22 protein-coding genes are annotated in these 25,370 nt (G+C 66.5%); 10 read left to right on the top strand and 12 right to left on the bottom strand.

Annotation, left to right across the window (positions count from 1 at the left end; all coding sequences use genetic code 11):
• The first annotated feature begins 45 nt into the window (after positions 1 to 45).
• From ftsZ to recN, 4 genes are all read left to right on the top strand, one after another.
• Complete coding sequence (gene ftsZ, locus DNX69_RS22825; RefSeq protein WP_110788305.1) at positions 46 to 1,830, top strand: cell division protein FtsZ; 1,785 nt, start codon at positions 46 to 48, stop codon at positions 1,828 to 1,830.
• Positions 1,831 to 2,176: 346 nt separating this feature from the next.
• A complete protein-coding gene (gene lpxC / locus DNX69_RS22820) occupies positions 2,177 to 3,139 on the top strand; it encodes a UDP-3-O-acyl-N-acetylglucosamine deacetylase (protein WP_110788304.1) in 963 nt (320 codons plus the stop codon).
• A 230-nt stretch (positions 3,140 to 3,369) separates the two neighbouring features.
• Positions 3,370 to 4,278: an outer membrane protein assembly factor BamD gene (locus tag DNX69_RS22815; protein ID WP_110788352.1), complete on the top strand. Its 909-nt coding sequence runs from the start codon at positions 3,370 to 3,372 to the stop codon at positions 4,276 to 4,278.
• 12 nt (positions 4,279 to 4,290) lie between these two features.
• Entirely contained in the window at positions 4,291 to 5,976 is a 1,686-nt protein-coding gene (recN, locus tag DNX69_RS22810; protein ID WP_110788303.1) for a DNA repair protein RecN, read from the top strand.
• A gap of 157 nt (positions 5,977 to 6,133) precedes the next feature.
• Here recN and DNX69_RS22805 read toward each other — a convergent pair whose 3' ends face one another.
• On the bottom strand, positions 6,134 to 6,421 hold the full coding sequence (locus DNX69_RS22805) for a GIY-YIG nuclease family protein (protein ID WP_110788302.1): 288 nt from the start codon (positions 6,419 to 6,421) through the stop codon (positions 6,134 to 6,136).
• A gap of 149 nt (positions 6,422 to 6,570) precedes the next feature.
• On the opposite strand from DNX69_RS22805, the gene ligA reads away from it, so the two are divergent.
• Positions 6,571 to 8,721 carry an NAD-dependent DNA ligase LigA gene (ligA, locus tag DNX69_RS22800; protein WP_110788301.1) on the top strand — a complete coding sequence of 717 codons (2,151 nt, stop codon included), beginning with the start codon at positions 6,571 to 6,573 and terminating at the stop codon, positions 8,719 to 8,721.
• Positions 8,722 to 8,998: 277 nt separating this feature from the next.
• Here the strand turns inward: ligA and DNX69_RS22795 are convergent, their stop codons facing one another.
• The gene (locus DNX69_RS22795) at positions 8,999 to 10,288 is read right to left on the bottom strand and encodes a multidrug effflux MFS transporter (RefSeq protein WP_110788300.1); all 1,290 of its coding nucleotides are present in this window, start codon (positions 10,286 to 10,288) and stop codon (positions 8,999 to 9,001) included.
• 283 nt (positions 10,289 to 10,571) lie between these two features.
• Complete coding sequence (locus tag DNX69_RS22790; RefSeq protein ID WP_110788299.1) at positions 10,572 to 12,401, bottom strand: aminopeptidase P family protein; 1,830 nt, start codon at positions 12,399 to 12,401, stop codon at positions 10,572 to 10,574.
• A gap of 193 nt (positions 12,402 to 12,594) precedes the next feature.
• On the opposite strand from DNX69_RS22790, the gene DNX69_RS22785 reads away from it, so the two are divergent.
• Entirely contained in the window at positions 12,595 to 12,789 is a 195-nt protein-coding gene (locus tag DNX69_RS22785; protein ID WP_110788298.1) for a hypothetical protein, read from the top strand.
• Between the two features lie 4 nt (positions 12,790 to 12,793).
• Here DNX69_RS22785 and DNX69_RS22780 read toward each other — a convergent pair whose 3' ends face one another.
• Positions 12,794 to 13,684 carry a 50S ribosomal protein L11 methyltransferase gene (locus tag DNX69_RS22780; RefSeq protein WP_110788351.1) on the bottom strand — a complete coding sequence of 297 codons (891 nt, stop codon included), beginning with the start codon at positions 13,682 to 13,684 and terminating at the stop codon, positions 12,794 to 12,796.
• A gap of 177 nt (positions 13,685 to 13,861) precedes the next feature.
• On the opposite strand from DNX69_RS22780, the gene DNX69_RS26925 reads away from it, so the two are divergent.
• Together DNX69_RS26925 and DNX69_RS22770 are read left to right on the top strand one after the other, a co-directional pair.
• The gene (locus DNX69_RS26925; protein WP_425327322.1) at positions 13,862 to 14,317 is read left to right on the top strand and encodes a type II toxin-antitoxin system PemK/MazF family toxin; all 456 of its coding nucleotides are present in this window, start codon (positions 13,862 to 13,864) and stop codon (positions 14,315 to 14,317) included.
• Positions 14,318 to 14,911: 594 nt separating this feature from the next.
• Positions 14,912 to 15,214: a hypothetical protein gene (locus DNX69_RS22770; protein ID WP_110788296.1), complete on the top strand. Its 303-nt coding sequence runs from the start codon at positions 14,912 to 14,914 to the stop codon at positions 15,212 to 15,214.
• Between the two features lie 69 nt (positions 15,215 to 15,283).
• Here DNX69_RS22770 and DNX69_RS22765 read toward each other — a convergent pair whose 3' ends face one another.
• On the bottom strand, positions 15,284 to 16,894 hold the full coding sequence (locus DNX69_RS22765) for a phytoene desaturase family protein (RefSeq protein WP_110788295.1): 1,611 nt from the start codon (positions 16,892 to 16,894) through the stop codon (positions 15,284 to 15,286).
• A 161-nt stretch (positions 16,895 to 17,055) separates the two neighbouring features.
• On the opposite strand from DNX69_RS22765, the gene DNX69_RS22760 reads away from it, so the two are divergent.
• The gene (locus DNX69_RS22760; RefSeq protein ID WP_110788294.1) at positions 17,056 to 19,338 is read left to right on the top strand and encodes a spermidine synthase; all 2,283 of its coding nucleotides are present in this window, start codon (positions 17,056 to 17,058) and stop codon (positions 19,336 to 19,338) included.
• 62 nt (positions 19,339 to 19,400) lie between these two features.
• Here the strand turns inward: DNX69_RS22760 and DNX69_RS22755 are convergent, their stop codons facing one another.
• The gene (locus tag DNX69_RS22755; protein WP_110788350.1) at positions 19,401 to 20,171 is read right to left on the bottom strand and encodes a L,D-transpeptidase; all 771 of its coding nucleotides are present in this window, start codon (positions 20,169 to 20,171) and stop codon (positions 19,401 to 19,403) included.
• A gap of 270 nt (positions 20,172 to 20,441) precedes the next feature.
• On the opposite strand from DNX69_RS22755, the gene DNX69_RS22750 reads away from it, so the two are divergent.
• Complete coding sequence (locus DNX69_RS22750; protein WP_110788293.1) at positions 20,442 to 20,792, top strand: hypothetical protein; 351 nt, start codon at positions 20,442 to 20,444, stop codon at positions 20,790 to 20,792.
• A gap of 85 nt (positions 20,793 to 20,877) precedes the next feature.
• Here the strand turns inward: DNX69_RS22750 and DNX69_RS22745 are convergent, their stop codons facing one another.
• From DNX69_RS22745 to DNX69_RS22720, 6 genes are all read right to left on the bottom strand, one after another.
• Positions 20,878 to 21,639: an ABC transporter permease gene (locus DNX69_RS22745; protein WP_110788292.1), complete on the bottom strand. Its 762-nt coding sequence runs from the start codon at positions 21,637 to 21,639 to the stop codon at positions 20,878 to 20,880.
• A gap of 2 nt (positions 21,640 to 21,641) precedes the next feature.
• Positions 21,642 to 22,562 carry an ABC transporter ATP-binding protein gene (locus tag DNX69_RS22740; RefSeq protein WP_110788291.1) on the bottom strand — a complete coding sequence of 307 codons (921 nt, stop codon included), beginning with the start codon at positions 22,560 to 22,562 and terminating at the stop codon, positions 21,642 to 21,644.
• 250 nt (positions 22,563 to 22,812) lie between these two features.
• The gene (locus tag DNX69_RS22735; RefSeq protein ID WP_110788290.1) at positions 22,813 to 23,103 is read right to left on the bottom strand and encodes a type II toxin-antitoxin system HicB family antitoxin; all 291 of its coding nucleotides are present in this window, start codon (positions 23,101 to 23,103) and stop codon (positions 22,813 to 22,815) included.
• A gap of 8 nt (positions 23,104 to 23,111) precedes the next feature.
• A complete protein-coding gene (locus DNX69_RS22730; RefSeq protein WP_110788289.1) occupies positions 23,112 to 23,306 on the bottom strand; it encodes a type II toxin-antitoxin system HicA family toxin in 195 nt (64 codons plus the stop codon).
• Between the two features lie 114 nt (positions 23,307 to 23,420).
• Entirely contained in the window at positions 23,421 to 23,705 is a 285-nt protein-coding gene (locus DNX69_RS22725) for a type II toxin-antitoxin system HicB family antitoxin (RefSeq protein WP_110788288.1), read from the bottom strand.
• Positions 23,705 to 25,370, bottom strand: a 1,666-nt coding sequence (locus tag DNX69_RS22720) for an ATP-dependent helicase (RefSeq protein ID WP_165825313.1), incomplete at its 5' end; no start/stop codon positions are given. The genes DNX69_RS22725 and DNX69_RS22720, both read right to left, overlap by 1 nt.

Raw genomic sequence — 25,370 nt, 5'->3', positions numbered from 1 at the left:
GCCGGGGACTTCACGAACCAACGCGCGCGTAATCGAGAGGCAACCATGACCATCAATCTCAACGTCCCGGATATTCGCGAGCTGCGGCCCCGGATCACCGTGTTCGGCGTCGGTGGCGCCGGCGGCAACGCGGTCAACAACATGATCACGGCCGGGCTCGACGGCGTTGATTTTGTGGTCGCCAACACCGACGCGCAGGCGTTGACGATGTCGAAGGCGCAGCGCCTGATCCAGATGGGCACGCAAGTGACTCAGGGTCTCGGCGCCGGCTCGCAGCCCGACGTCGGTTCCGCCGCCGCGCAGGAAGTGATCGACGAAATCCGCGACCATCTCACGGGCGCCAACATGGTGTTCGTCACCGCCGGCATGGGCGGCGGCACCGGCACCGGCGCAGCCCCGGTGATCGCCAAGGCGGCGCGCGAGATGGGCATCCTGACCGTCGGCGTCGTCACCAAGCCGTTCCACTTCGAAGGTGCGCGCCGGATGCGCACCGCCGAGACCGGCATCACCGAGCTGCACAAGGTCGTCGACACTCTTCTGATCATCCCGAACCAGAACCTGTTCCGGGTTGCCAACGAGAAGACCACCTTCGCCGACGCGTTCGCGATGGCCGACCAGGTGCTGTATTCGGGCGTCGCCTGCATCACCGACCTGATGGTCAAGGAAGGGCTGATCAACCTCGACTTCGCCGACGTCCGCGCCGTGATGCGCGAGATGGGCAAGGCGATGATGGGCACCGGCGAGGCCTCCGGCGAGAAGCGCGCGCTGACCGCCGCCGAAGCCGCGATCGCCAATCCGCTGATCGACGATTCCTCGATGAAGGGCGCCCGCGGCCTGCTGATCTCGATCACCGGCGGCAAGGACCTGACGCTGTTCGAAGTCGACGAAGCTGCCACCCGCATCCGCGAGGAGGTCGATCAGGACGCCAACATCATCGTCGGCGCCACCTTCGACGAGAGCCTCGACGGCATCATCCGCGTGTCGGTGGTCGCCACCGGCATCGAGCAGGCGCAGCTGTCGCGCAACGCCGGCACCCCGGCGGCTGCGCCGACGAGTGCGGTGGGAAACGATAGCCGCTTGGCTGAGCTGACAGCCAAGCTGCGGGCAGACAATCAGCGGATCGCCGAAGCCGCCGCGATGCGCGCCGCTCAGGCCTCCGCTGCTCCGGTCGCCGCTGCCGCCGAACCCGCTCCGCGCCAGGCCGCCAATGTCGAGCGCGCCGCGCTCGCCGCGATCGCCGCCGCGGTCGGCAACGAGCCGATGCCGCAGGCCGAGACCCCGGTGCAGCCGGCGTCGTATGGCGACGTCACCGTCCGCGCGATCCCGCAGAAGCCGTCGCTGTTCCCGGATCCGGACCAGTCGCGCGTCGTGGCCGAAGAGCCGACCGCTCCGGAAGCCTTCGTGCCGCCGGCCGCCGACCGCGCCGCGATGCGCCCGCCGCGGATGCCGCGGTTCGACGAACTGCCGGTGCCGGCCCAGAACGAAATCCGCCAGGCCCGCGGCGACGCCGAGGACGATCATCCGCAGAAGAATCGGCTGTCGCTGCTGCAGCGACTCGCCAACGGCCTCGGCCGCCGCGAGGACGAGCCGGCCGAACAGCCGATCGCCCGTGGCAACGGCCCGGCGATGCCGCAGATGCCTCCGATGCCGGAGCGTCGGCAGCAGCGCAGCGTCGCCGAGCAGATGGGCAAAGAACCGGTGTCTGAGTACGCCAAGCGTGCGGCGCCGCAGGGCCTCGATATCCACGGCCGCCCGGCACCTGTGGCCCCCGCGCCACAGGGTGACGACCATCTGGATATCCCCGCCTTCCTGCGGCGGCAGGCGACCTGAAACAATGACTGAAATCTGACACAACCCAGGGCCTCGGCGAACCGCCGGGGCCCTTTTTTGTGGCAAGCCCGGGTTTTCGCCACTGCGATTTAAGTTACTGAAATATCGTCAATTTGCGACTTTAGGCGAAATTGAGTGAAAGCCGCTGCGATCACGATTGATGTCGAATTCGATCGCGGGGCGGCGGTAATGCGGCGGAGTTGGGGTAACAATCCGTAAAAAAGCGTGAGTTGGCGCGATTTGGGGCAGTGCTATGGTCAATCCGGACTTGGGGACGCACAGAGCGAGTCGCCCGGCCGCCAGGACCGGATCGATTTCCGCACTGCGTCAGTGGGACAATTTACTTATGAAGTTCAGCCGGCAAACCACGCTGCGTTCGCAAGCCACGGTGACGGGCGTAGGTGTTCATTCGGGCCGTCCTGTGACACTGACGTTGGGACCCGCAGATGTCGATGCGGGTTTTCTTTTTGTACGGACTGGACTTGAGGGCGCCGATCGCGAGATCAAGGCGACCTCCAAGGCGGTCGTCGCCACCGAGCTGGCGACCGTCCTCGGCGACAGCGACGGGCCGCTGGTTTCCACCGCCGAACACGTTCTGTCCGCGCTGCGCGGCATGGGCATCGACAACGCCACGATCGAAGTCGACGGTCCCGAAGTTCCGATCATGGACGGCAGCGCCGCCCCGTTCGTCGCCGCCATCGATCAGGCCGGCCTTCGCGAACAGACCGCTCCCCGCCGTTATCTCCAGGTTCTGAAGCCGGTCTCCGCATCGATCGGCGAATCGTTCGGCGAATTCCGCCCCTATGCGTCGGGCTTCCGCGTCGAAGTCGAAATCGACTTCACCAACCCGCAGATCGGCAAGCAGAAATATGCGCTCGCGGTCGAGCCGGAGATGTTCCGCCGCGAAGTGTCGCGCGCCCGCACCTTCGGCCGGATGAGCGACGTCGCCCGGCTGTGGAAGATGGGCTACGCGCTCGGCGCCTCGTTCGAGAACTCGGTGGTGTTCGACGAAGACCGGCTGCTGAATCCGGAAGGGCTGCGCTATTCCGACGAATGCGCCCGCCACAAGGCGCTGGACGCGATCGGCGACCTCGCGCTCGCCGGCCTGCCGATCCTCGGCGCCTATCGCTCGGTTCGCGGCGGTCACAAGCTCAATCACACCGCACTCACCACTCTTTTGGCCGATCGCAGCGCTTGGCGGGTGATCGAAGCCGAGCCGGCCCGCCGCGCGGTGCGCGGCCACGCCGAAGCCGTCACCGGTCTTGTGGGCGGCATGGTCGCTCCGGCCTACGGCCCGGACGTGTCCTGAACGCAACAGGCGCGCGCTGCTTTTCCACATCGTTGCCGCCGGTTAACCGATTGGGCCGGCCGCCTTATTCCCGGCGAATTGGCTGCTTACCCGGTTGGTGAAGTCGCCTTTTTCGGCTAAACAGCCGGCGGTCGTCTATTTTCGTCCGGCGTAGCTAGATGGCTGAAGGCCGTCGCGGCTTCGGTCGGGTGCCGGAGCACACCGTTCTCCATTTGGTCGGGTTGGAATTGATGTCGGTACAGCGGATCGCGCTCGGACTGCGGAACGGGGAAACTTCGCGCAGGCTCGATCGCCTGCGGCGCGGCCTCCCGATGGTCTTCAGCCTGCTGGCGCTGTCGCTGCCGCTCGGTGGCTGCGGCACCGGTGCAATCTGGGACAAGTTTCTGGCCAAAGACGACAAGATGGTCGATGAGCCGGCGGACAAGCTCTACAACGAGGGCTTGTACCTGATGAACAAGGACAAGGACACCAAGGGCGCCGCCAAGAAGTTCGAGGAAGTCGACCGCCAGCACCCGTATTCGGATTGGGCGCGCAAATCGCTGCTGATGTCGGCCTACGCCTATTATCAGGCCGGCGATTACGACAGCTGCATCGGCGCCGCCACCCGCTACGTCACGCTGCATCCCGGCAGCCCGGATGCCGCCTATGCGCAGTATCTGATCGCGGCGTCGAATTACGACCAGATCCCGGACATCTCGCGCGACCAGGGCCGCACCGAAAAGGCGATCGCGGCGCTCGAAGAGGTGATCCGCAAATATCCGACCTCCGAATACGCCACCAGCGCCAAGCAGAAGCTGGAAGGCGCCCGCGACCAGCTCGCCGGCAAGGAGATGGATATCGGCCGCTATTACATGAGCAAGCGCGACTACACCGCCGCGATCAACCGCTTCAAGACCGTGGTGACGCGCTACCAGACCACCCGCCACGTCGAAGAGGCGCTGGCGCGGCTGACCGAAGCCTATATGGCGATCGGCATCGTCGGCGAGGCGCAGACCGCCGCCGCCGTGCTTGGCCACAATTTTCCTGACAGCAAGTGGTACAAAGACGCCTACACTCTTGTAAAGTCGGGTGGACTCGAACCGACCGAGAACAAGGGCTCCTGGATCTCTAGGTCGTTCAAGAAACTCGGCCTCGGATAGGACCTGTCTCTCATGCTGGCGCGCCTTTCGATCCGCGATATCGTGTTGATCGAGCGGCTCGACATCGAATTTTCCCGTGGCCTTGCGGTGCTGACCGGCGAAACCGGCGCCGGCAAATCGATCCTGCTCGATGCCTTTGCGCTGGCGCTCGGCGGCCGCGGCGATGCGGCGCTGGTCCGCCACGGCGCCGAGCACGGCCAGGTCACCGCCAGCTTCGATGTCGCCAAGACCCATCCGGCGTTCGCGATCCTCAAAGCCAACGGCCTCGACGATCGCGAGGTCGACGAATCCGGCGAGCTGATCCTGCGCCGCGTCCAGCTCGCCGACGGCCGCACCCGCGCCTTCATCAACGACCAGTCGGTCAGCGTGCAGACCCTCAAAGCGGTCGGCGCGACGCTGGTCGAGATTCACGGCCAGCACGACGAGCGGGCGCTGGTCGATGCGGCCACCCATCGCCGGCTGCTCGATGCCTTCGCCGGTCTCGACAAGGACGTCGCCGCGCTGGAGACGCTGTGGGACGGCCGCCGCACCGCGCGTGCCGCGCTCGATGCCCATCGCGCCGGGATGGAGCGCGCCGCGCGCGAGGCCGACTATCTGCGCCACGCCGCCGATGAGCTGAGGCAGCTGGCGCCGCAGGACGGCGAGGAGACCTCGCTGGCCGAGCGCCGCGCCACCATGATGCAGGGCGAGAAGATCGCCGCTGATCTGCGCGAGGCGCAGGAGGCGGTCGGCGGGCATCATTCGCCGGTGGCTTCGCTCGCCGCCGCGGTGCGCCGGCTGGAGCGCCGCGCCGGCTCCGCGCCGCAACTGGTCGAGCCGGCGGTGAAGGCGATCGACGCCGCCATCAATGCGCTGGAGGAGGCCGACCAGCTGCTCAATGCGGCGCTGGCGGCGGCCGATTTCGATCCCTTGGAGCTGGAGCGGATCGAGGAGCGGCTGTTCGCGCTGCGCGCCGCTGCCCGCAAATACTCGACCCCGGTGGATTCGCTCGCCGCGCTCGCCGCCCAATACGTCGCCGACGTGGCGCTGATCGACGCCGGAGCCGATCGGCTGGTGGTGCTGGAGAAAGACGCGGCCGAGGCCGATGCCCGCTACGACGCGGCGGCGGCGAAGCTGTCGGCGGCGCGCACCAAGGCGGCCGACAAGCTCAACAAGGCGGTCGGCGCCGAGCTCGCGCCGCTCAAGCTCGAACGCGCCAAGTTCATGACCCAAGTCGAGGCCGACGCGGCCGCTCCGGGGCCGCAGGGCATCGACCGCGTCGAATTCTGGGTGCAGACCAATCCCGGCACGCGGCCGGGCCCGCTGATGAAGGTGGCGTCGGGGGGCGAGCTGTCGCGCTTCCTGCTGGCGCTGAAGGTGGTGCTGTCCGACAAGGGCTCGGCGCCGACGCTCGTGTTCGACGAGATCGACACCGGCGTCGGCGGCGCGGTGGCCGATGCGATCGGCGCGCGGCTGGCGCGGCTGGCCTCCAAGGTCCAGGTGATGGCCGTCACCCACGCCCCCCAGGTTGCCGCCCGCGCCGACCAGCACCTGTTGATCTCGAAGGCCGCCCTGGACAAAGGCAAACGCGTCGCCACCCGCGTCGCCGCTTTGGCCGAGGAACACCGCCGCGAAGAAATCGCGCGGATGCTCGCCGGCGCCGAAATCACCGCCGAAGCGAGAGCGGCGGCCGACCGGCTGATCAAGGCGGCGGGGTAGGGACCTCTTCCCAGTGGTCGAGATTCCGGGTTCGCGAGCGACGCTCGCGCCCCGGAATGACTCGTTGAGAGGTGTGTTGCCAAGAATACCGTCATTCCGGGGCGCTCGCGAAGCGAGCGAACCCGGAATCCCGAAGTTCAGGGCACCCGGCCTCAGCCTATCGCGCGATGGTCTCGAACAGATCGTCCCAGCCCGAATTCTCCCGCTCGATCAACGCCACCTTCCACGCCCGCCGCCACTTCTTGACCTCCTTCTCCCGGGTGATCGCGGAGATCGGGTCGTCGTGGATTTCGAACCACACCAGCCTAGCGATGTTGTATTTCGACGTGAAACCCGGCACGGCTTTGGTGCGATGTTCATAGACCCGGCGGACGAGGTCGTTGGTGACGCCGACATACAGCGCTCCGTCTTTGCGGCTGGCGAGCAGATAGACATAATAGGCCACCGGCAGTCGCCGCCCGCGGCGAGATTCCGGGTTCGCTTGCGTGCCGCAAGCGCCCCGGAATGACGCGCGGTAAAGCTAAACACCTCTCCCCAAGGTCATTCCGGGGCGCGAGCGTGAGCTCGCGAACCCGGAATCTCAAGTGTCAGCAGATGGTCTCAAAGTCTAAGTCAGTGGATCCCGACCTCTCCAAGCTCACCAGAGCGAAAGCCAAGGTCGAGGCGATGCGATTGCGGCTTGCGATCGAGGGGCACGACAAGGCGTACTATCAGGACGACGCGCCGAAAATCTCGGATGCCGACTACGATGCGCTGCGGCGGCGGCTGGAGGCGATCGAGCAGAAGTTTCCCGAGCTGGTCAGCGCGTCGTCGCCGAGCCAGACCGTCGGCGCCGCGCCGGCGCGCGGCTTTGCCAAGGTGCAGCACGTCGTGCCGATGCTGTCGCTCGGCAATGCGTTCGCCGACGACGAAGTCGCCGAGTTCGTCGAGCGGGTGCAGCGCTTTCTCAAGCTCGACGACGTGCCGGCGATCGTCGCCGAGCCGAAGATCGACGGCCTGTCATTGTCGCTGCGCTACGAGCACGGCGAGCTGGTGCGCGCGGCGACCCGCGGTGACGGCTTCACCGGCGAGGACGTCACCGCCAATGTCCGTACCATCGCCGACGTGCCGAACACGCTGAAGGGCAAGGCCATCCCCGCCGCCTGCGAATTGCGCGGCGAAGTCTATATGCTGAAGCACGACTTCCTTGCGCTCAACAAGCGCCAGGAGGAGGCGGGCGAGACCGTGTTCGCCAATCCGCGCAATTCGGCGGCCGGCTCGCTGCGGCAGAAGGACGTCGCCATCACCGCGTCGCGGCCGCTGAAGTTCTTCGCCTATGCGTGGGGCTTGATGAGCGACTATCCGATGGACGAGCCGACCCAGCACAAGATGCTGCAATGGCTCGACCGCGCCGGCTTCGTGGTGAATCCCGAAATCACGCTGTGCCACAGCGTCGAGGACGCGCTGGCGTTCTATCGCCGGATCGGCGAACAGCGCGCGTCGTTGCCGTATGACATCGACGGCGTGGTCTACAAGGTCGACCGGCTCGACTATCAGGAACGGCTCGGCTTCGTGTCGCGTAGCCCGCGCTGGGCGATCGCGCACAAATTCGCCGCCGAGCAGGCGACCACCGTGCTGGAGAAGATCGACATCCAGGTCGGCCGAACCGGCGCGATGACGCCGGTGGCGCGATTGCAACCGGTGACGGTCGGCGGCGTGGTGGTGCAGAACGCCACGCTGCACAACGAGGACTACATCAAGGGCATCGGCAACGACGGCGAGCCGATCCGCGATGGCGTCGACATCCGCGAAGGCGACACCGTGGTGGTGCAGCGCGCCGGCGATGTGATCCCGCAGATCGTCAGCGTGGTGATGGACAAGCGCCCCGCTGCAGCCGAGCCCTATCACTTCCCGCACAAATGCCCGGTGTGCGGCAGCCACGCCGTGCGCGAAGAGGGCGAGGCGGTGTGGCGTTGCACCGGCGCGCTGATCTGCCCGGCGCAGGCGGTGGAGCGGCTGAAGCACTTCGTGTCGCGGCTCGCCTTCGATATCGACGGGCTCGGCGAAAAGCAGATCGAGCTGTTTCACGAGCGCGGCTGGGTGCAGGAGCCTGCCGACATCTTCACGCTGAAGGCGCGCAATGCGGATCTTAAGCTCGAGCAGCTCGAAGGCTATGGCGAGACCTCGGTGCGCAATCTGTTCGCGGCGATCGACGCGCGGCGCACGATCGAACTGCACCGGCTGATCTTCGCGCTCGGCATTCGCCACGTCGGCGAGGGCAACGCCAAGCTGCTGGCGCGGCATTACGGCACGCTGGATTCGTTCCTCACCGCGATGCGTGCCGCTGCTGACGCGCAGACCGAGGAGGGCAACGCCTCCGAGGCGTATCAGGACCTCGACAACATCGCCGGGATCGGCGACGTCGTGGCCGAAGCGGTGGTCGAGTTCTTCGCCGAAGAGCGCAACATCAAGGCGCTGGACGCGCTGCTCTCCGAGCTGACCGACGTGCTGCCGGCCGAGAAGGCCAAAAGCGACACCGCGGTCGCGGGCAAGACCGTGGTGTTTACCGGATCGCTGTCGAAATTCACCCGCGACGAGGCCAAGGCCACCGCCGAGCGGCTCGGCGCCAAGGTCGCCGGCTCGGTATCGAAGAAGACCGACTACGTGGTGGCCGGCGAGGATGCTGGCTCCAAGCTGACCAAAGCGAAAGACCTCGGCGTCACGGTGCTGAACGAAGACGAGTGGCTGGCGCTGATTGGCGGGTAGTTCACGGCGTTGCTGCGTCAACCGACGTCATCGCCCGCGTATGCGGGCGACCCAGTATCCCAGAGCGTTGACGCGATCCGCCATCGCCTCCACGAGTCATTCCGGGGCGCGCGCAGCGCGAACCCGGAATCTCTGCTGTCGTGCAGGTGTCAGATTCCGGGTTCGCTCACTGGCGTGAGCGCCCCGGAATGACTCGGGGAGGGGTAGCGGGCGGCAGTAAGGCTCTAGATACGGGATCCTCCGCTTTCGCGGAGGATGACGGTGGAGGAGCGTCGCTCTACACCAACGTCTCTTCTTCCGCCTGTTCGATCATCTCTTCGGTCGCGATCAGATTGCGGCGCGGCACCAGGAAGATCATGGCCGAGGCGCAGGCGAGCGCGGTTCCGAAGATCGCGATGTTGAGCGGCAGCGGCGTCGCGAAATGGCCGCCGAGCCAGGCGCCGGCCTGCGAACACAGCGAGCCGAACCCGAATTGGGTGAAGCCCATCAGACCGGAGGCGGTGCCGGCCGCCTGCGGGCGGATGCTGATCGCGCCGGCGGCGGCGTTGGCCATCACCGCGGCGTTGCCGAACATGATGATCATGTGGGTGCCGAACAGCCAGCTGGGCACCTGATTCCAGCCGAGGACGCCCCACGCCAGATTGAGCGCGGCGCCGGCGATCTGCAAGCCGAGGCCGAACCAGATCAGCCGGTCGAGCGAATGCCGCGGCGAGAACTTCACGCAGAACAAATTGCCCATCAGATACGCGAAGCCGGAGCTGGCGAACCAGGCGCCGTATTCGGCGCTGCTGCGGCCCATCTGCGTCACCACGACGTAGGGGCCGCCGCCGGCGAAGATGAAGATGATCGCCGAGGCGAGCACCTGGCACAGCACGTAGCCGATGAAGGCGCGGCTGCCGAACAGGCTGCGCAGGTCGGTGCGGAAGCCGCCGCGCTGCGCGGCGGGCGCGCTGCTGCGCCGGCTCGTTTCCGGCAGCGCCAGCGTGATCGCGGCGGCGACGACGATCGCCCCCGCGGTGACGGCGTAGAAGATCGCGCGCCAGCCGAACGCGGTTTCGATCACGCCGCCGGCCAGCGGGCTCAGCATCTGCGCGATCATCATCACGGCGATCACCAGGCTGAGCATGCCGCCGACGCGGTCGCGGCTGTAGAGATCGCGGATGATGGCGCGGCTGATCACCATGCCGGAGGCGCCGCCGAGCGCCTGCAGGAAGCGCAAGGCGATCAGTTGCGGCAGCGTCTGCGCGAAGATGCAGCCGATGCTGGCCGCGACCATCAGCGCCAGCCCGCCGAGCAGCACCGGGCGGCGGCCGAACCGGTCGGACAACGGCCCCATGATCAGCTGCGAGCAGGCCAGCCCGACCATGTAGAGCGACACCGTCATCTGCGCGACCGAGATGTCGCTGGAAAAATCGCTCGCCAGCACCGGCAGCGCCGGCACGAAGATGTACAGCGCGATCGGTGCCGCACCGTTCATCAGCACCAGCAGCAGAAGCAGCAGCTTCGACGGCGGCGCGTCGCGCCGGCTGGCGTCGATCGTTGCGTATCTGCCGACGATTCCGTGCATGCGTGAGCGGTTCCCGACGGGCTTGCCGTGGCGAAGGATTTGAGCTGATGAAACAACTGTAGCCTGCCAGGGCGATGCTAACAGGCGGTTTTTCGGCATAAGGCTATGCGCACCCGGTCGTCCGGGCGCGCGCAGAGACTCTCGATTGTCATTCCGGGGCGCCGCGCAGCGGCGAACCCGGAATCTCGAGCTTAGCGTGCGCGACGCAGCTCCAGGCCGTACTCGTTTCAGATTCCGGGTTCGCGAGCTTGGCGCTCGCGCCCCGGAATGACTCGTGGAGAGGTCAGTGCGCCAGCGGTGCTGTCGCGGCGTCGAGCCAGGCCTGGGTCGGGCCGTCGAGCTGGGGGCGGATCAGGTCGCGGACGCGGGTGTGGTAGGCGTTCAGCCAGGCCAGTTCTTTGCGGCTCAGCATGGCGACGTCGATCAGGCGGCGGTCGATCGGCGCCAGCGTCAGGGTCTCGAAGCCGTTCATCGGCTTCTCGGCGCCGTCGATGGTTTTCTCCACCACCAGTTCGAGGTTCTCGATCCGGATGCCGAAGCCGCCTTCCTTGTAGTAGCCGGGCTCGTTGGACAGGATCATGCCGCGCTTCAGTGGCGTGGTGCCGAGCTTGGAGATCCGCGCCGGGCCTTCGTGCACCGACAGATAGCTGCCGACGCCGTGGCCGGTGCCGTGTTCGAAATCGATCCCGGCCTGCCACAGGAATTGTCGCGCCAGCGTGTCAAGCTGCGCGCCGGTGGTGCCGTCGGGAAACACCGCGCGGGCGATCGCGATGTGGCCGCGCAGCACCCGGGTGAAGCGGTCGCGCATCTCCGCCGTTGGTTCGCCGACCGCGATGGTGCGGGTGACGTCGGTGGTGCCGTCCTGATACTGCGCGCCGGAATCGATCAGCAGCAGGTCGCCGGGCTGGATCCGGCGGTTGCTCTTGCGGGTGACGCGATAATGCACGATCGCGCCATTCGGGCCGGTGCCGGAGATGGTCGGGAACGACACGTCCTTGAGCGCGCCGGTGTCGCGGCGGAACGTCTCCAGCGCCTCGACCGCGTCGATCTCGGTCAGCGTCTCGTTCGGCGCCTCGGCGTCGATGAAGGCGAGAAAGCGCGCCAGCGCCACCGCGTCGCGGCGATGCGCCGCGCGGGTGCCGTCGATCTCGGAAGCGTTCTTCACGGCCTTCAGCAGCGCCACCGGATCGGCGCCGCGCAGCGGCTTGCCGCCGGCCTCCTTGATCAGCCGGGTCAGCGCGTCGGCCGCGGTGACGCTGTCGAGCGCGATGCTGGCGCCGGCCTTGGCGAGTTCGCGCAGCATCGGCGCCAGCGCCGCGGGCTCGGCGACCTCGGCGGTCTGTTCGAGATGATCGCGCACGCTGTTCGACAGCTTGCGGCCGTCGATGAAGATGGTGGGGCGGCCGTCCTTCGGCAGCAGCGCGTAGGACAGCGGCAGCGGCGTGTGCGAGACGTCGGCGCCGCGGATGTTGAAGGTCCAGGCCACCGCGTGCGAGTCCGACAGCACCAGCGCATCGGCCTTCAACCGGGCGAGCTCGTCGTTGATGCGGCCGAGCTTGCTGGCCTCGCTCTCGCCGGCAAATTCCACGCCGTGGACGCTGACCGGGCCGAGCGGCGGGGCGGGGCGCTCGCTCCACACCGCATCGACCGGATTGCCGTCGACCGCGACCAGCTCGGCACCGGCCTTGGCGCAGGCGGCCTGCATCCGCTCGACTGCCGAAGAAGTGTGCAGCCATGGATCAAATCCGAGGCGATCGCCGGCTTTCAGATGGGTCTCGAGCCAGCGTTCCGGCGGCGGCTCGATCAGCGACTCGATGCTCCAGGCGTTGCCGTCGACCTGCTTGGCGGCCTGCAAGGTGTAGCGGCCGTCGACGAACAAAGCGGCCCGATCGATCAGCACGTAGGCCAGACCGGCCGATCCGGTGAAGCCGGTGAGCCACGCCAGCCGCTCTTCGGACGGCGGCACATATTCGTTTTGTTGCTGATCTGCGCGGGGAATCGCAAATCCGGTGAGCTTGCGCCGCAGCAGTTCTTCGCGGAACGCCGACAGCCGCGCGGCGAGTGCGACGCCGCCTTCGGGCTCCTCGAAGCTCTGGAAATGCGACTCGAACATAACGGTCTGCTCCTCCACCTGTTGCGCGCTGCTCACGCGCTATGCATAAAGCTGGGCTTATGGCACGAGTTATGCTTGATTTATCGAGCCCGCAAGAGACGGGCGCGAGCTCGCAGCGCCCGCTGCACACGCTCTGACAACGCGTCCGGGACAAGCCCGGGAGTGTCTCAACTCAACAACGAGGTGATACACCATGCCTGCTTTCACGTTTGAGAAGATTTCTCCGCCGGTCCGCCCGGGTGGTACGCCCCCGAACGTCGAGCCCGAGCAGAAGCAGCCGCGTGGTGTGATCGTGCGCATCCTGGATCGCTTCGTCGAGACCGCGGCGAGGCGCGCCGCCCCGAAGGGCGACGCTCATAGCCGCTTCCCCGACAAGCCCGCCCCGTAGCCGCTCAGAACGTCTTCACCAGCAGCAGGCTGCTCCAGCCTTCGATCACCAGCTGCCGGAGCAGCACGCAGCCGCGCGCCCGGTACGCCGCGATCACGCTTTGCGCCTGCGGCTGCAGCAGCCCGGACAGGATCACCAGCGCGCCCGGCGCCAGGTGCTCGCTCATCGGCTGGGCCAAGGCGCGCAGCGGATTGGCGAGGATGTTGGCCAGCACCAGATCGAACGGCGCGTGGGCGGCGAACACCGGCGAGGCGAAGCCGGTCGCCCATTCGGCCTGCACCAGATTGCCGACGCCGTTGAGCCGCGCGTTCTCGCGCGCGACCAAAACCGACTGCTTGTCGATGTCGGTGGCCAGCACGGTGTGGCGCAGCGCCTTGGCAGCAGCGATTGCCAGCACGCCGGTGCCGGTGCCGAGGTCGAGCACGCGCTGCGGCGGGCCGGCGCGCAGCACCAGGTCGAGCAGGGTCAGGCAGCCGCGGGTGGTGCCGTGATGGCCGGTGCCGAACGCGAGCGCCGCCTCGATCTCGATGCCGAGCTTGTTGGCCGGCACCCGGTCGCGATCATGGCTGCCGTGGACCACGAAGCGGCCGGCCGGAACCGGCACCAGCCCTTCCAGGCTCGCCGCGACCCAGTCCTTGGCGGCGACGGTTTCGACGCTGATCGCCTGTGCGGCCTCGGGACCGGCGGCCTGCGCCACCAGCTCGCGGATGTGGTCGAGGTTCGGCTGCTCGCCGAAATGCAACGCGACCTCCCAGCTCCGGTCCGGCCGCTCGAACGCCGCGATCGCCATCTCGGCCTCGTCGAAGCACTCGCCGAGCAGGTCGGTGACGCGGCGGGCGGTGGCCTCGTCGCCGAGCACGAAGCTGGCGCGGACGGTGGGGGCGGGATCAGTCATGGCGGGTCCGAAGGTTGGCGGCGAAGGAGCGCCGCTGAAGCGATTTATCAACAGATCGTCCACCGCTTCTGCGCCGGAAACACACAGCTTGTCCACCGGTTAAGCACAGAGGTGAATCCGATTGATTCAGAAGCTGAGAGGATAGTTTGACTCAAAGCCGAACAGGCTGAATTGTAATTGCGTTGTGATGCAATCGAATTATTTCGATCGAAGGTTCTTGGATTGACAATCAATTTTGTACCCGAGCGCGGCCGGATCTTGATGTGCGACTACGATATGGCCCGCGTCCCACCGGAGATGGAGAAAATTCGCCGGGTCGTGGTGGTATCTCCGCGCTCTTACAATCATCGACATGGGAGCAGGCCGGGGCGATGTGTCGTGGTCCCATTCTCGGCGACCGATCCGGACCGTCATGCGACACCTGCCGATGTCCCTTTCGACGGGGCGACGTATGAGTGTTTGACAGTCAACACGTGGGCGATCTGCTCCGCAGTCATGAGCGTCTCACATGACCGGTTGGATCGTGTTCAGATTCGCCGGCATGGTGCGCCTCCGCGCTATTCGTCTGAAATGCTGACGACGATCGACATGATGCGGATTGAACGTGGGCTGAAGCACGCTCTCGGCGCTTGAAAGCGATGCGGTTCCTCGTCTTGTAGGGATTCGCTTTCGGCTATATGTTTATGGCCATCCCTTCGGGGACCTGTGGGGCCGGGTGCCTGCTCGCAGCGCGCCGAGCAAAGGTCCGGTCTCGAATTACGCCCCGTTCCTACTCAGGAGCGGGGCGTTTCGTTTCTGAGCTTAGTGTTTCCTCGTCATAAGCCGCGGCATTTAAAGGCAGTTTGGCCTGCCTTATGCACAGCTTGAGGCAGAGATTTCCACAGCTTCTCCACAGGCTTATCCAGGTCCTTATCCGCGGTTTGCGAACGAGCTGCGACGGTTGTTGAGGATCGCGGCCGCGGCGTTGGGCCGGCTTTCGGGCCGCCACGCTGGCGGCAAGGCGGGGCATAGCTGGCGTCGCCTCATCAGGCGGTGACTTCGGTCGGGCGTCCAGGAGTTGCCTTCCCGCAGTGGCACGCGGAACCAGTACAGGGCTGGCAGCGTTTCAAGTTTTGGTTGTGAGCGTCCTATTGTCGCCTTGATCTCTGGCCAATGCGTTCGCGCGCTTGGCCGCAGCTGAATCACGGCGCCGCCAGCGACGATCCCAAACAGCGAACGTGAGGTGTGATGATCAAGGCCAACGAAGTTTCATTTGCGACCGCCACCCGGCGTCGGGGACTGTCCGCGATTGTAGCCGTTTCAGCCTTGGTCGCACCGGTCGGCACGTCCGCGGCATTCGCCAACGGGCAGGGCGGCGTTACGCCGGTGGCTTTCCCGGCCGGGCAGCCGGCCATTCCGACCGGCGTCGACTGCGTCACGGTGCGCTACTACGTCAACGAACACGGCCGCGCCAAGTCGATCGCCTGGGCAATCAAGAACGGCTACAGCTGGGCGCAGATCGCCGAAGCCAAGCGCTGCCTGCGCGGCTAAGCGACGGCTCGCAAAAGCCGGTGTCGGCAACAGGTTTTCCACAACTTATCCACAGGCTTATCCCCGGACTTACCCACGGCTTGCGAACAGGCTGCGGTGGTCGTTGAGGATGGCGGCTGCGGCGTTGTGGCCGGGGGCGCCGGTGACGCCGCCGCCGGGGTGGGCGCCGCTGCCGCAATGGTACAGGCCCTTCAGCGGGCCGCGATAGTCGGCATGGCCGAGTAGCGGGCGCGCCGAGAACAGCTGGTTCAGGCTGAGCGCGCCGTGGAAGATGTCGCCGCCGACGAGGCCGAACTCGCGTTCGAGATCGAGCGGCGACAGCACCTGGCGGCCGAGCACGCTGGCGGCGAAGCCGGGCGCGTAGCGGTCGACGGTGGCGATCATCAGGTCCGCGACCTCGTCGCGATGATCGTCCCAGGAGGCACCGTCCGGCAGGTCCGGGGCGACGTGCTGGCAGAACAGGCTGGCGACATGCTGTCCGCTCGGCGCCAGGCTGTCGTCGAGCGTGGAGGGGATCAGCATCTCGACCACCGGCTCGCGGCTCCAGCCGTGGGCGCGGGCGTCCTGATAGGCGCGGTCCATATAGCCTAGGCTGGGCGCGATGATGATGCCGGCGGTGAGGTGGTCGCCGTCGCCGGGCAGTGCGGTGAACGACGGCAATTGCGATAGCGCGACGTTCATCCGGAAGGTGCCGGAGCCGGTCTTCCAATGCTGCATCCGGCGGCGGACGTCGTCGGGCAGGGCATCCTGCGGCAACAGGCGGGTGTACAAGAGCTTCGGATTGACGTTGGACGCCACGAACCGGGCACGCACGCTGCGGCCATCGTCGAGGCTGACGCCGACAACGCGATCCTGCTCGACCAGCACCTCGCGCACCCCGGCCGAGGTCTCGATCTCGGCACCGGCGGCGCGGGCGGCGGCGGCCATCGCCTGGGTGATCGCGCCCATGCCGCCGATCGCGTGGCCCCACACGCCCTTCTTGCCGTTCACCTCGCCGAAGGCGTGATGCAGCATCACGTAGGCCGAGCCGGCCGCATATGGGCTGGCGTAGTTGCCGACGATGGCGTCGAAGCCGAACAGCGACTTGACCAGATCGTGCTCGAATCGTGCGTCGAGCATCTCGCCGGCCGAGCAGGTGAACAGATCCAGCAGCAGCCGCTGCTGCTCCATCGTCATGGCGCGAAGCCGGTTGGCCGTTCCTAGCGCGTTCAGGCTCTCGCGGATCGCCGGCAGGCCGAACTGCGCCACCAGATTCGGCGGCGCGCGCAGTACGAAATGCCGCAGCACGTCGGCGATGGTTTCGAGCTCGGCCGCGAAGCCGCCGAACGCCGCGGCATCATGCGGGCTGAGCCGCGCCAGCGAGGCGGCGGTGACGTTGCTGCCGGTGAGCAGATATTGGCCGTCCGGCGCGGGCAGGAAGTTCTGCGCCTTGCGCTCGACGATTCTGAGGCCGTGCTCGTGCAGCTTGAGGTCGGCGATCACTTTCGGATTGAGCAGGCTGACCGTGTAGGCCGCGACCGAATTGCGGAAGCCGGGGTGAAACTCCTGCGTCACCGCAGCGCCGCCGACCACGCTGCGGCGCTCCACCACCTTCACCTTCAGCCCGGCGCGCGCCAGATAGGCCGCACAGGTGAGGCCGTTGTGGCCGGCACCGATGATCAGGACGTCGGGATCGGACATCGGAAGTTTCCCGGACCGGGGGTGACAAATGGATGCGTGGCTGGTTTTGCCATCGTTCATGGAGCGACGCTAGGATGCGGCGCGTCACGGCCCGGCCGGAATCGACTGCCATGACCGAAGATGTCGAGCGTCCGCGGTAGCGGGCCGCAGCAGGAGCCGCCATGACCGAGCCGTCGTCCGCCGCCGCGAGCCGGAATAGCCCGGCGCGCAACCGGCAGATCCTGATCGTCTATACCATCGCGATCTTCGTCAGTGCGTTGCTGCTGTTCTCGGTGCAGCCGCTGTTCACCAAAATGGTGCTGCCGCGGCTCGGCGGCTCGCCGGCGGTATGGTCGGTGGCGATGGTGTTCTTCCAGTCGCTGCTGCTCGCCGGCTACGCCTATGCGCACGGCCTGAGCCGGTTTGCCGATCGCCGGGTGCCGGTCGTCGTCCACCTCCTGCTGCTGGTCTGCGCGCTGCTGACGCTGCCGCTGGCAATCGCGACCGGCTGGGGCACGCCGCCGTCGAGCGGCTATGAGCTGTGGCTGCTCGGCCTGTTTGCGGTGTCGATCGGCCTGCCGTTTTTCGCGCTCGCCGCCAACAATCCGCTGCTGCAGGCGTGGTTCGTCCGTACCGGTCATCCCGACGGCCGCGATCCGTACTTCCTCTATGCCGCGTCCAACATCGGCAGCTTCCTGGCGCTACTGTCGTATCCGGTGCTGCTCGAGCCGCTGTTGACGCTGCGGCTGCAGAACCTGGTCTGGACCGCCGGCTACGGTGTGCTGATCCTGCTGATCGCCGGCTGCGGCGTGCTGCTGCTACGGGCGCCGGCTACGGCGGCGGCCGAATTGATCGCCGACGGCACCGACGCGCCGTCGCCGTCGTGGCTGACGGTGGGGCGGTGGGTGTTTCTCGCCGCGGTGCCGTCCGGGCTCCTGATCGCCGTCACCGCGCATATCTCCACCGACGTCGCTGCGGCGCCGCTGCTGTGGGTGCTGCCGCTGTCGCTGTACCTGCTCACCTGGGTGCTGGTGTTCCAGTCGCGCCCGCTGCTGCCGCATAGATGGATGCTGGCGCTGCAGCCGGTCGCGATCGCGGTGATCATCGTGCTGCTGGCCTATTCGGCCTCCGAGCACAATCTGCTGCTGACGCTGGGCGGGCACCTGGTCTGCTTCTTCATCATTGCGATGGCCTGCCATGGCGAGTTGGCGCGGACCCGGCCGCCGGCCCGGTATCTCACCGGCTTCTATGTGGCGCTTTCATTCGGCGGCATGGTCGGCGGCTTGTTCGCGGGGCTGCTGGCGCCGTACACGTTTTCGTGGATCGCAGAATATCCGATCCTGCTGGCGCTGGCGGTGTTGTGCCGGCCGCAAATGCCGGAACGCGTCCCACAATGGTCGCTGCGGATCTGGCTGCTGATCGCCGCGCTGGCAGTGGTGCTGATCACTTCCGCCTTCACCACCGGCAAGCTGCACGACTGGTTCATGACCAACCGCGTGCTGGTGATCGGCGACGTCGCCGCCTTCGCCGCCGTGATCGCACTGGTGCTGCGCGCCGGCCCGGCCAAGCTGCTCGCCACCGTCGCGTTGGCGCTGCTGCTGATCCGGCTGTATCCGGCCGATGATGGCCGGGTCGAAACCGTGCGCAGTTTCTTCGGCGTGCACAAGATCCAGGTGACCTCGGATGGCCGCTTCCATGTGCTGCTGCACGGCACCACGATCCACGGCGCCGAGCGGGTGATGAACGACGACGGCACGCCGGTGACCGGCCGGCCGGAGCCGATCTCGTACTACTACAAGGACGGTGGCATTGGGCAGGCAATCACCGCGATCCGCGAGCGCAAGGGCGGCCCGATCCGCGCTGCCGTGATCGGGCTCGGCTCCGGCACGCTGACCTGCGCGGCGGCACCGGACGAGCACTGGCGGTTCTTCGAGATCGACCAGTCGATGATCGACACCGCGCGCGACCCGAAATATTTTCGCTTCGTCAGCACATGCGCCCCGGATCTGCAACCGGTGGTCGGCGACGCCCGGCTGACTTTCGCGCACGAGCCGGACGGCACCTACGACCTGATCATCGTCGACGCCTATTCGTCTGACGCGATCCCGATCCATCTCGCCACCCGCGAGGCGATGGCGATCTACAGGGCCAAGCTCGCGCCGCAGGGCGCGGTGCTGATGCACGTCTCCAACCGCCATCTCGAATTGGCGAGCGTCGCGGTCGGCATCGCCGACGCCAACGGGCTGAAGAGCTGGGTGGCGTCGCAGGATGCCGGGCGCGATGCCGAATACATCTTCGCCACCTCCGTGGTGATTTCGGCGCGCGAGGCCGCCGACATCGGCCGGCTCGCCGGCAACGACGATTGGACCCTGACCGCGCCGCGCGCTGGCGACCGGGTGTGGACCGACGACTATTCCAACGTGCTCGGCGCCGTGTGGCGCCGGCTGCGCGACGGTGAGGACTAGGCAAAACAAAACGCGCGGCCCGGGAGGCCGCGCGTTGCAATCGGAACAATCGGAGCCGCGGTTCAGTAGGCCGAGTAGCCGCTATAGCCGCGGTCGTAATAGCCGCGCGGCTGGTAATAGCGCCGCGGCGCGTAATCCTGGGCGTAGGAGTCGTTTTCGACGTAGCCGTATTGCGGTGGCGCCAGACGGCGATAGCCGGGAGGGGCCGGGTAGCGGCGGTCGGCGTAGCTGCCGTCGGCCGGATAGATATAGCCGTCGTCGGCGACCTGCGGAGTTGCGACGCGTGGCTGGCTCGGCGCCAGTTCGACCGGAGCCCCGGCTGCATCGTAAGTCGGGTCGGGCGCCGGTTCGGCGCGAGCGACGGCGCTGCCGGCCTTGGTCTTCAGCCGCGCCAGCGCGACCCGCGATGAGCCGGTCAGCGTCACCGTGGTATTGAGCACGCCTTCCTTCTCGACCAGCGCGTACAGCGTGGCGGCGTTCTCGCGCGACAGCCGCACGCAGCCGTGCGACACCGGCACGCCGAGCTTGCCTTCCGACGTGGTGCCATGGATGGCGTGGCCCTGCTTGGTGAAGAAGATCGAATGCGGCATCGGCGCGTCGTCGAACTCCTTCGAATAATGGTCGGCTTCCATTCTGAATGTCTGGAATTTGCCGTTCGGGGTTTCGTGCGACGGATTGCCGGTCGATACCGGCCACCGGTAGCGCTCGACGCCGTCAACCGCGACCGAGAGCTGCTGATTGTCCTTGTCGACGGTGATGGCGACTTTCGCCTGCGCGGCGCTGGAGAGCGCCAGCAGGATCAGGCCGGTGAGAGATACAAGATACGAACGCATGGTGCCGGCCTCCTGGCCCGATCCTTCCACTTCCTTGCCCGCCCGAAGGTAATATGCATAGCGACCGCGACAGTTTCCAGTCGCCGCCGCACCGCAACGGCAAAACCTTCGGCATCGTTAAGATGGCTTCCGCGACTCCAGCGGCAGCATCAAGACACCGACGCGGCGGAATCTCGGCGAAACGGGAACCCGCGGCGGGGTGCGGCGTTAACGTGTCGCACAATTCGCGGCCGACGTTCTGTCGGGCGTTTCAAATCCGGAGGGACATCGATGAAGACCACTGCCAACGCGTTCGCCGTTCGCGCCGACCAACCCCTGTTCAAAGCGCTGTTCGCGGCGGCTGCTCTGGCGCTCGCGGTGCTGACGATTCCGACCCCCGGCCATGCGCAGGGCATTGTGCGCGGCGCCGAGCAGGGTGCCCGGGAAGGTAATCGCGCTGCCGGTCCGATCGGCGGCGCGGTGGGCGGCGCGATCGGCGCCGGCGTCGGCGGTGCGGTCGGTGCCGTCAACGGTGTGCTCGGCATTCCGAACCAGGGCCCGCGCTATCGCTATCACCGCGGCCATCGCTGCAAGGGCTACTACACCCGCAGCGGCAAATTCCGCTGCTATCGCCGCCGCTGAGGCAAGCGGGTCTGATCAAATGGGGCGCGGCCGGTCGGCCGCGCCCTTTCGTTTGTAACGATGGTTTCAGGCGGAACGGCCGCGCTCAGGCCTTCAGCCGATAGCCGGTCTTGAAGATCCACCACACGATCCCGAGGCAGACGAGCAGGAAGCCGAAGGTGGCGGCGAGGCTGACGGCGACATTGACGTCGGCGATCTCGTAGAAGCTCCAGCGGAAGCCGGAGACGAGATAAACCACCGGATTGAACAGCGCGATGGTCTGCCAGAGCGGGGGCAGCATCGAGATCGAATAGAAGCTACCGCCGAGGAAGGTGAGCGGCGTGATGATCAGCAGCGGCACCACCTGCAGCTTCTCGAAGCCGTCGGCCCAGATGCCGATGATGAAGCCGAGCAGGCTGAACGTCACCGAGGTCAGCACCAGGAAGCCGAACATCCACACCGGATGGGCAATGTGCAGCGGCACGAACAGGCCGGCGGTGGCCAGGATGATCAGGCCGAGGATGATCGACTTGCTGGCCGCAGCGCCGACATAACCGACCGCGATCTCCAGGAACGACACCGGCGCCGACAGGATCTCGTAGATGGTGCCGGTGAACTTCGGGAAATAGATGCCGAACGAGGCGTTGGCGACGCTCTGCGTCAGCACGCTGAGCATGATCAGGCCGGGCACGATGAAGCTGCCGTAATTGACGCCTTCGACCTGGTCGATCCGCGAGCCGATCGCGGCGCCGAACACGATGAAATACAGCGAGGTCGACAGCACCGGCGACACGATGCTCTGCATCAGCGTCCGCCAGGTCCGCGCCATTTCGAACAGATAGATCGCGCGGATCGCCCGCAGGTTCATGCTCACGTCCTCACCAGGCTGACGAAGATCTCTTCCAGCGAGCTCTGGCTGGTGTCGAGATCGTGGAAGCGGATGCCGGCGGCGCGGACGTCGCCGAGCAGGGCGGTGATGCCGGTGTGTTCGGCGCGGGTGTCGTAGGTGTAGATCAGCTTGTGGCGGTCGTCGGACAGCGCCAGGTCGTAGGCGGCGAGCTGCGGCGGCACCGCGTCGATCGGGGTGTCGAGATGCAGCTTGAGCTGCTTCTTGCCGAGCTTCTGCATCAGCGCCGACTTCTGGTCGACCAGGATCAATTCGCCGTGGTTGATGACGCCGACGCGGTCGGCCATCTCCTCGGCTTCCTCGATGTAATGCGTGGTCAGGATGATGGTGACGCCGGTCGCCTTCAGGGCGCGCACCACCTCCCACATCCCCTTCCGCAGTTCGACGTCGACACCGGCGGTCGGCTCGTCGAGAAACAGGATCTGCGGCTCGTGGCTGAGCGCTTTCGCGATCATCACGCGGCGCTTCATGCCGCCCGACAGCGTGATGATCTTAGAGTCCTTGCGGTCGAACAGCGACAGGTCGCGCAGCACTTTTTCGATATGCGCCGGGTTCTTCGGCCTGCCGAACAGGCCGCGGGAGAAGCTCACCGTGTCCCACACCGATTCGAACGCGTCGGTGTGCAGCTCCTGCGGCACCAGCCCGATCAACTCGCGCGCCGCGCGGTAGTCGGTGATGATGTCGTGGCCGTCGACCGTCACCGTGCCGCCGGTCGGATTGACCAGCCCGCAGATCGTGCCGATCAGCGTGGTCTTGCCGGCACCATTGGGCCCGAGCAGCGCGAAGATCTCGCCGCCCATGATGTCGAGGCTGACCCCGTTCAGCGCCTTGCGCCCGGTGCCGTAGGTCTTGCTCAGATTCTTGACGGAAATAATCGGGGCCATGCGGGCTCGCGAAGCGTGGGGCGCAGGAAAAAGGGCGAAACGCAGCCGGGAGGCGCGGGCGGCTTACATAAGGACGGCCGAGCGCGGGCGCAACCGACAGCACGAACAGGCCGGGGCGGGGAAAATTTCGCGTCACGGCTTCCTGACACCGAACCTCACCGCGTCGCTTCGTGGCATCGCCCCTCACCGCGTCATTGCGAGGAGGCGAAGCCGACGACGCAATCCTGCGACTGGGGAGACGTTGGTGCGATCACTCTGCCGCGTGGGCGCGGCTTGGTGTTTCGATCAGCGCGACGATGTAGTTCTGGATGTCGTCGGCGACGTCAGGATCGGCCTTCAGTTCGGTCAGCGAGCGCGGCTTGGGCTGCGGCTTGCCGTCTTGCTCGACCTGCGCGAGGTACAGCTCCAGCGCCTCGGGCGCATTGCGCAGCGCCTCGTCGAGATTGTCGCCCGCGGAGACGCAGCCGGGCAGGTCGGGAAACCACACCCCGACAGCCACGTCCGGCCCGGCGTCTTCGATGATGGCGATGTAGTGGGTCATGGCCGACCTCAATCCGGCTCCCAGCCTGCGCCCTTATAGATGGCACGGACCAAGCCTTTTCCCAAGTCCTTCTTGGGGTGCGGCACGGTGACGATGTCCCGGCGCACGGGATGCTTGAAAACGTGATGCGATCCAGTGACGCGGACGCAAGTCCAGCCTTCACGTTCGAGACGTCGGATGACATCGCGGCTACTGGTGAGCATCGGGCGGTCGTCAGGTAATTAATTTAAACTGCAATGCCGCAGCCTACATCTCCTTCGCCAAAGGAGCGAGCGCGTTCTTCCTCTCGGTCACCTCAAATAGCTCACGCCCGGCCGCTATTCGGCTGCGTCTGCCTCGGCATCAAATTCGATCAACGCCAAGATCGCGTCTTTGCTCGCTGCGACGAAGACCGGGTCATTGTTCAGCTCGTCGATCGACCGCGGCGGATTCAGCGCGATCGCACCATCTGAATCTTCCATCGCATAGGCGAGAAGCTCGGCGGCTTCCTCTTCGGCTTCTTCGATCGTCTCGCCAGCGGTGACGACGCCCGGAATGTCGGGAAACGACACGCTGTAGCTGCCGTCGGCGTCCTGATGGATCAAGGCGACGTAGTGCACCATCACACCCGCTCCACGAAACTATCGACCACCTTCTTCTCGCCGGCCTTGTCGAACGCGATGGTGAGCTTGTTGCCGTCGATCTTGGTGACGTGACCGTAGCCGAACTTCTGATGGAAGACGCGGTCTTTCAGGGAGAAGTCCGACTCGGTGCCGGTGGATTTGGCGACCAGTTCGCCCTCGATGGTGAAGGGGGCGCGGCGGGTGGTGCCGGAGGAGTAGGACGAGCCACTCTCACTGAAGCCGCCGCTGCGACCGCCGTTGCTGCCGCCACCGCTGCGGCCGCGATTGGCCTGGGCGCGCTGCCAGCCGGGTGTCGAATAGCTCGAGCCGAACGACTCGACGTTGTCGAACCGCGACGGGCCGTAGCCGCTCATGCCGCCCCAGCCGGAGCCGCCTTTCGACTCGGTGATCTCGACATTGGCGGCTGGTAGTTCATCGAGGAAGCGTGACGGGATCGTCGTGTTCCAGGTGCCGTGGATGCGGCGGTTGGTGGCGAAGTACAACTTCGCGCGCTTGCGGGCGCGGGTGATGCCGACATGGGCGAGGCGGCGCTCTTCTTCCAGCCCGGCGCGGCCCTGTTCGTCGAGCGCGCGCTGATGCGGGAACAGCCCTTCCTCCCAGCCGGGCAGGAACACGGTCTCGAATTCCAGGCCCTTGGCGGAGTGCAGCGTCATCACGCTGACGGCGTCTTCGTCGGCGCCGCCGTCGCGGTCCATCACCAGCGAGATGTGCTCGAGGAAGCCTTGCAGGTTCTCGAATTCCTCCATCGAGCGGACGAGTTCTTTCAGGTTCTCCAGCCGGCCTGCGGCGTCGGCGGAGCGATCCTTCTGCCACATCTCGGTGTAGCCGCTCTCGTCGAGCACGATCTCGGCGAGTTCGGTGTGGGGCAGGGCGTCGCGCTGCACCTGCCAGCGTTCGAAGTTCTCGATCAGGCCGCGCAGGCTGCCGCGCGCTTTCGGCTTCAGCTCGTCGGTGTCGATCACCATCCGGGCCGCCTCGAACAGCGGCATGCGGCGCTTCCTGGCATGATCGTGCAGCATCTGCACGGTGGCGTCGCCGAGGCCGCGCTTCGGCACGTTGACGATCCGCTCGAAGGCGAGGTCGTCGGCCGGCGAGTTGATCACCCGCAAATACGCCAGTGCGTCGCGGATTTCGGCGCGCTCGTAGAACCGCGGACCGCCGATCACCCGGTAGGGCAGGCCCAGGGTGACGAAGCGGTCTTCGAATTCGCGCATCTGGAACGACGCGCGGACCAGGATCGCGATCTCGTTCAGCGCATGGCCCTGGCGCTGCAGCTGTTCGATCTCTTCGCCGATGGCGCGAGCTTCTTCTTCCGAATCCCAGGCGCCGGTGACGGTGACCATCTCGCCGTCGACATCCTCGGTCCGCAGCGTCTTGCCGAGCCGGCCTTCATTGTGCGCGATCAGGTGTGAGGCGGCGGCGAGGATGTGGCCGGTCGAGCGATAGTTGCGCTCGAGCCGGATCACCTTGGCGCCGGGGAAGTCGTGGTCGAAGCGCAGGATGTTGTCGACCTCGGCGCCGCGCCAGCCATAGATCGACTGATCGTCATCGCCGACGCAGCAGATGTTTTTGGGTGCGGAGGAGGTGGCCATCTGCTCGGCCTGCTCCCTCTCCCCGCGTGCGGGGAGAGGGGTGGGGTGAGGG

Source organism: Rhodopseudomonas palustris (assembly GCF_003226555.1).
GTDB classification, from domain to species: domain Bacteria; phylum Pseudomonadota; class Alphaproteobacteria; order Rhizobiales; family Xanthobacteraceae; genus Rhodopseudomonas; species Rhodopseudomonas palustris_I.
This window is presented reverse-complemented; position numbering and strand designations above follow the sequence as displayed.

Coding starts and splice junctions, on each gene's coding strand:
- lpxC (WP_110788304.1), top strand. CDS start 2,177: ATGAAGTTCAGCCGGCAAACCACGCTGCGTTCGCAAGCCACGGTGACG.
- recN (WP_110788303.1), top strand. CDS start 4,291: ATGCTGGCGCGCCTTTCGATCCGCGATATCGTGTTGATCGAGCGGCTC.
- DNX69_RS22740 (WP_110788291.1), bottom strand. CDS start 22,562: ATGGCCCCGATTATTTCCGTCAAGAATCTGAGCAAGACCTACGGCACC.
- DNX69_RS22730 (WP_110788289.1), bottom strand. CDS start 23,306: ATGCTCACCAGTAGCCGCGATGTCATCCGACGTCTCGAACGTGAAGGC.
- DNX69_RS22735 (WP_110788290.1), bottom strand. CDS start 23,103: ATGACCCACTACATCGCCATCATCGAAGACGCCGGGCCGGACGTGGCT.
- DNX69_RS22745 (WP_110788292.1), bottom strand. CDS start 21,639: ATGAACCTGCGGGCGATCCGCGCGATCTATCTGTTCGAAATGGCGCGG.
- DNX69_RS22725 (WP_110788288.1), bottom strand. CDS start 23,705: ATGGTGCACTACGTCGCCTTGATCCATCAGGACGCCGACGGCAGCTAC.
- DNX69_RS22755 (WP_110788350.1), bottom strand. CDS start 20,171: ATGCGTTCGTATCTTGTATCTCTCACCGGCCTGATCCTGCTGGCGCTC.
- DNX69_RS22770 (WP_110788296.1), top strand. CDS start 14,912: ATGATCAAGGCCAACGAAGTTTCATTTGCGACCGCCACCCGGCGTCGG.
- ligA (WP_110788301.1), top strand. CDS start 6,571: ATGGTCTCAAAGTCTAAGTCAGTGGATCCCGACCTCTCCAAGCTCACC.
- DNX69_RS22790 (WP_110788299.1), bottom strand. CDS start 12,401: ATGTTCGAGTCGCATTTCCAGAGCTTCGAGGAGCCCGAAGGCGGCGTC.
- DNX69_RS22795 (WP_110788300.1), bottom strand. CDS start 10,288: ATGCACGGAATCGTCGGCAGATACGCAACGATCGACGCCAGCCGGCGC.
- DNX69_RS22760 (WP_110788294.1), top strand. CDS start 17,056: ATGACCGAGCCGTCGTCCGCCGCCGCGAGCCGGAATAGCCCGGCGCGC.
- DNX69_RS22785 (WP_110788298.1), top strand. CDS start 12,595: ATGCCTGCTTTCACGTTTGAGAAGATTTCTCCGCCGGTCCGCCCGGGT.
- DNX69_RS22750 (WP_110788293.1), top strand. CDS start 20,442: ATGAAGACCACTGCCAACGCGTTCGCCGTTCGCGCCGACCAACCCCTG.
- DNX69_RS22815 (WP_110788352.1), top strand. CDS start 3,370: ATGTCGGTACAGCGGATCGCGCTCGGACTGCGGAACGGGGAAACTTCG.
- ftsZ (WP_110788305.1), top strand. CDS start 46: ATGACCATCAATCTCAACGTCCCGGATATTCGCGAGCTGCGGCCCCGG.
- DNX69_RS22765 (WP_110788295.1), bottom strand. CDS start 16,894: ATGTCCGATCCCGACGTCCTGATCATCGGTGCCGGCCACAACGGCCTC.
- DNX69_RS22780 (WP_110788351.1), bottom strand. CDS start 13,684: ATGACTGATCCCGCCCCCACCGTCCGCGCCAGCTTCGTGCTCGGCGAC.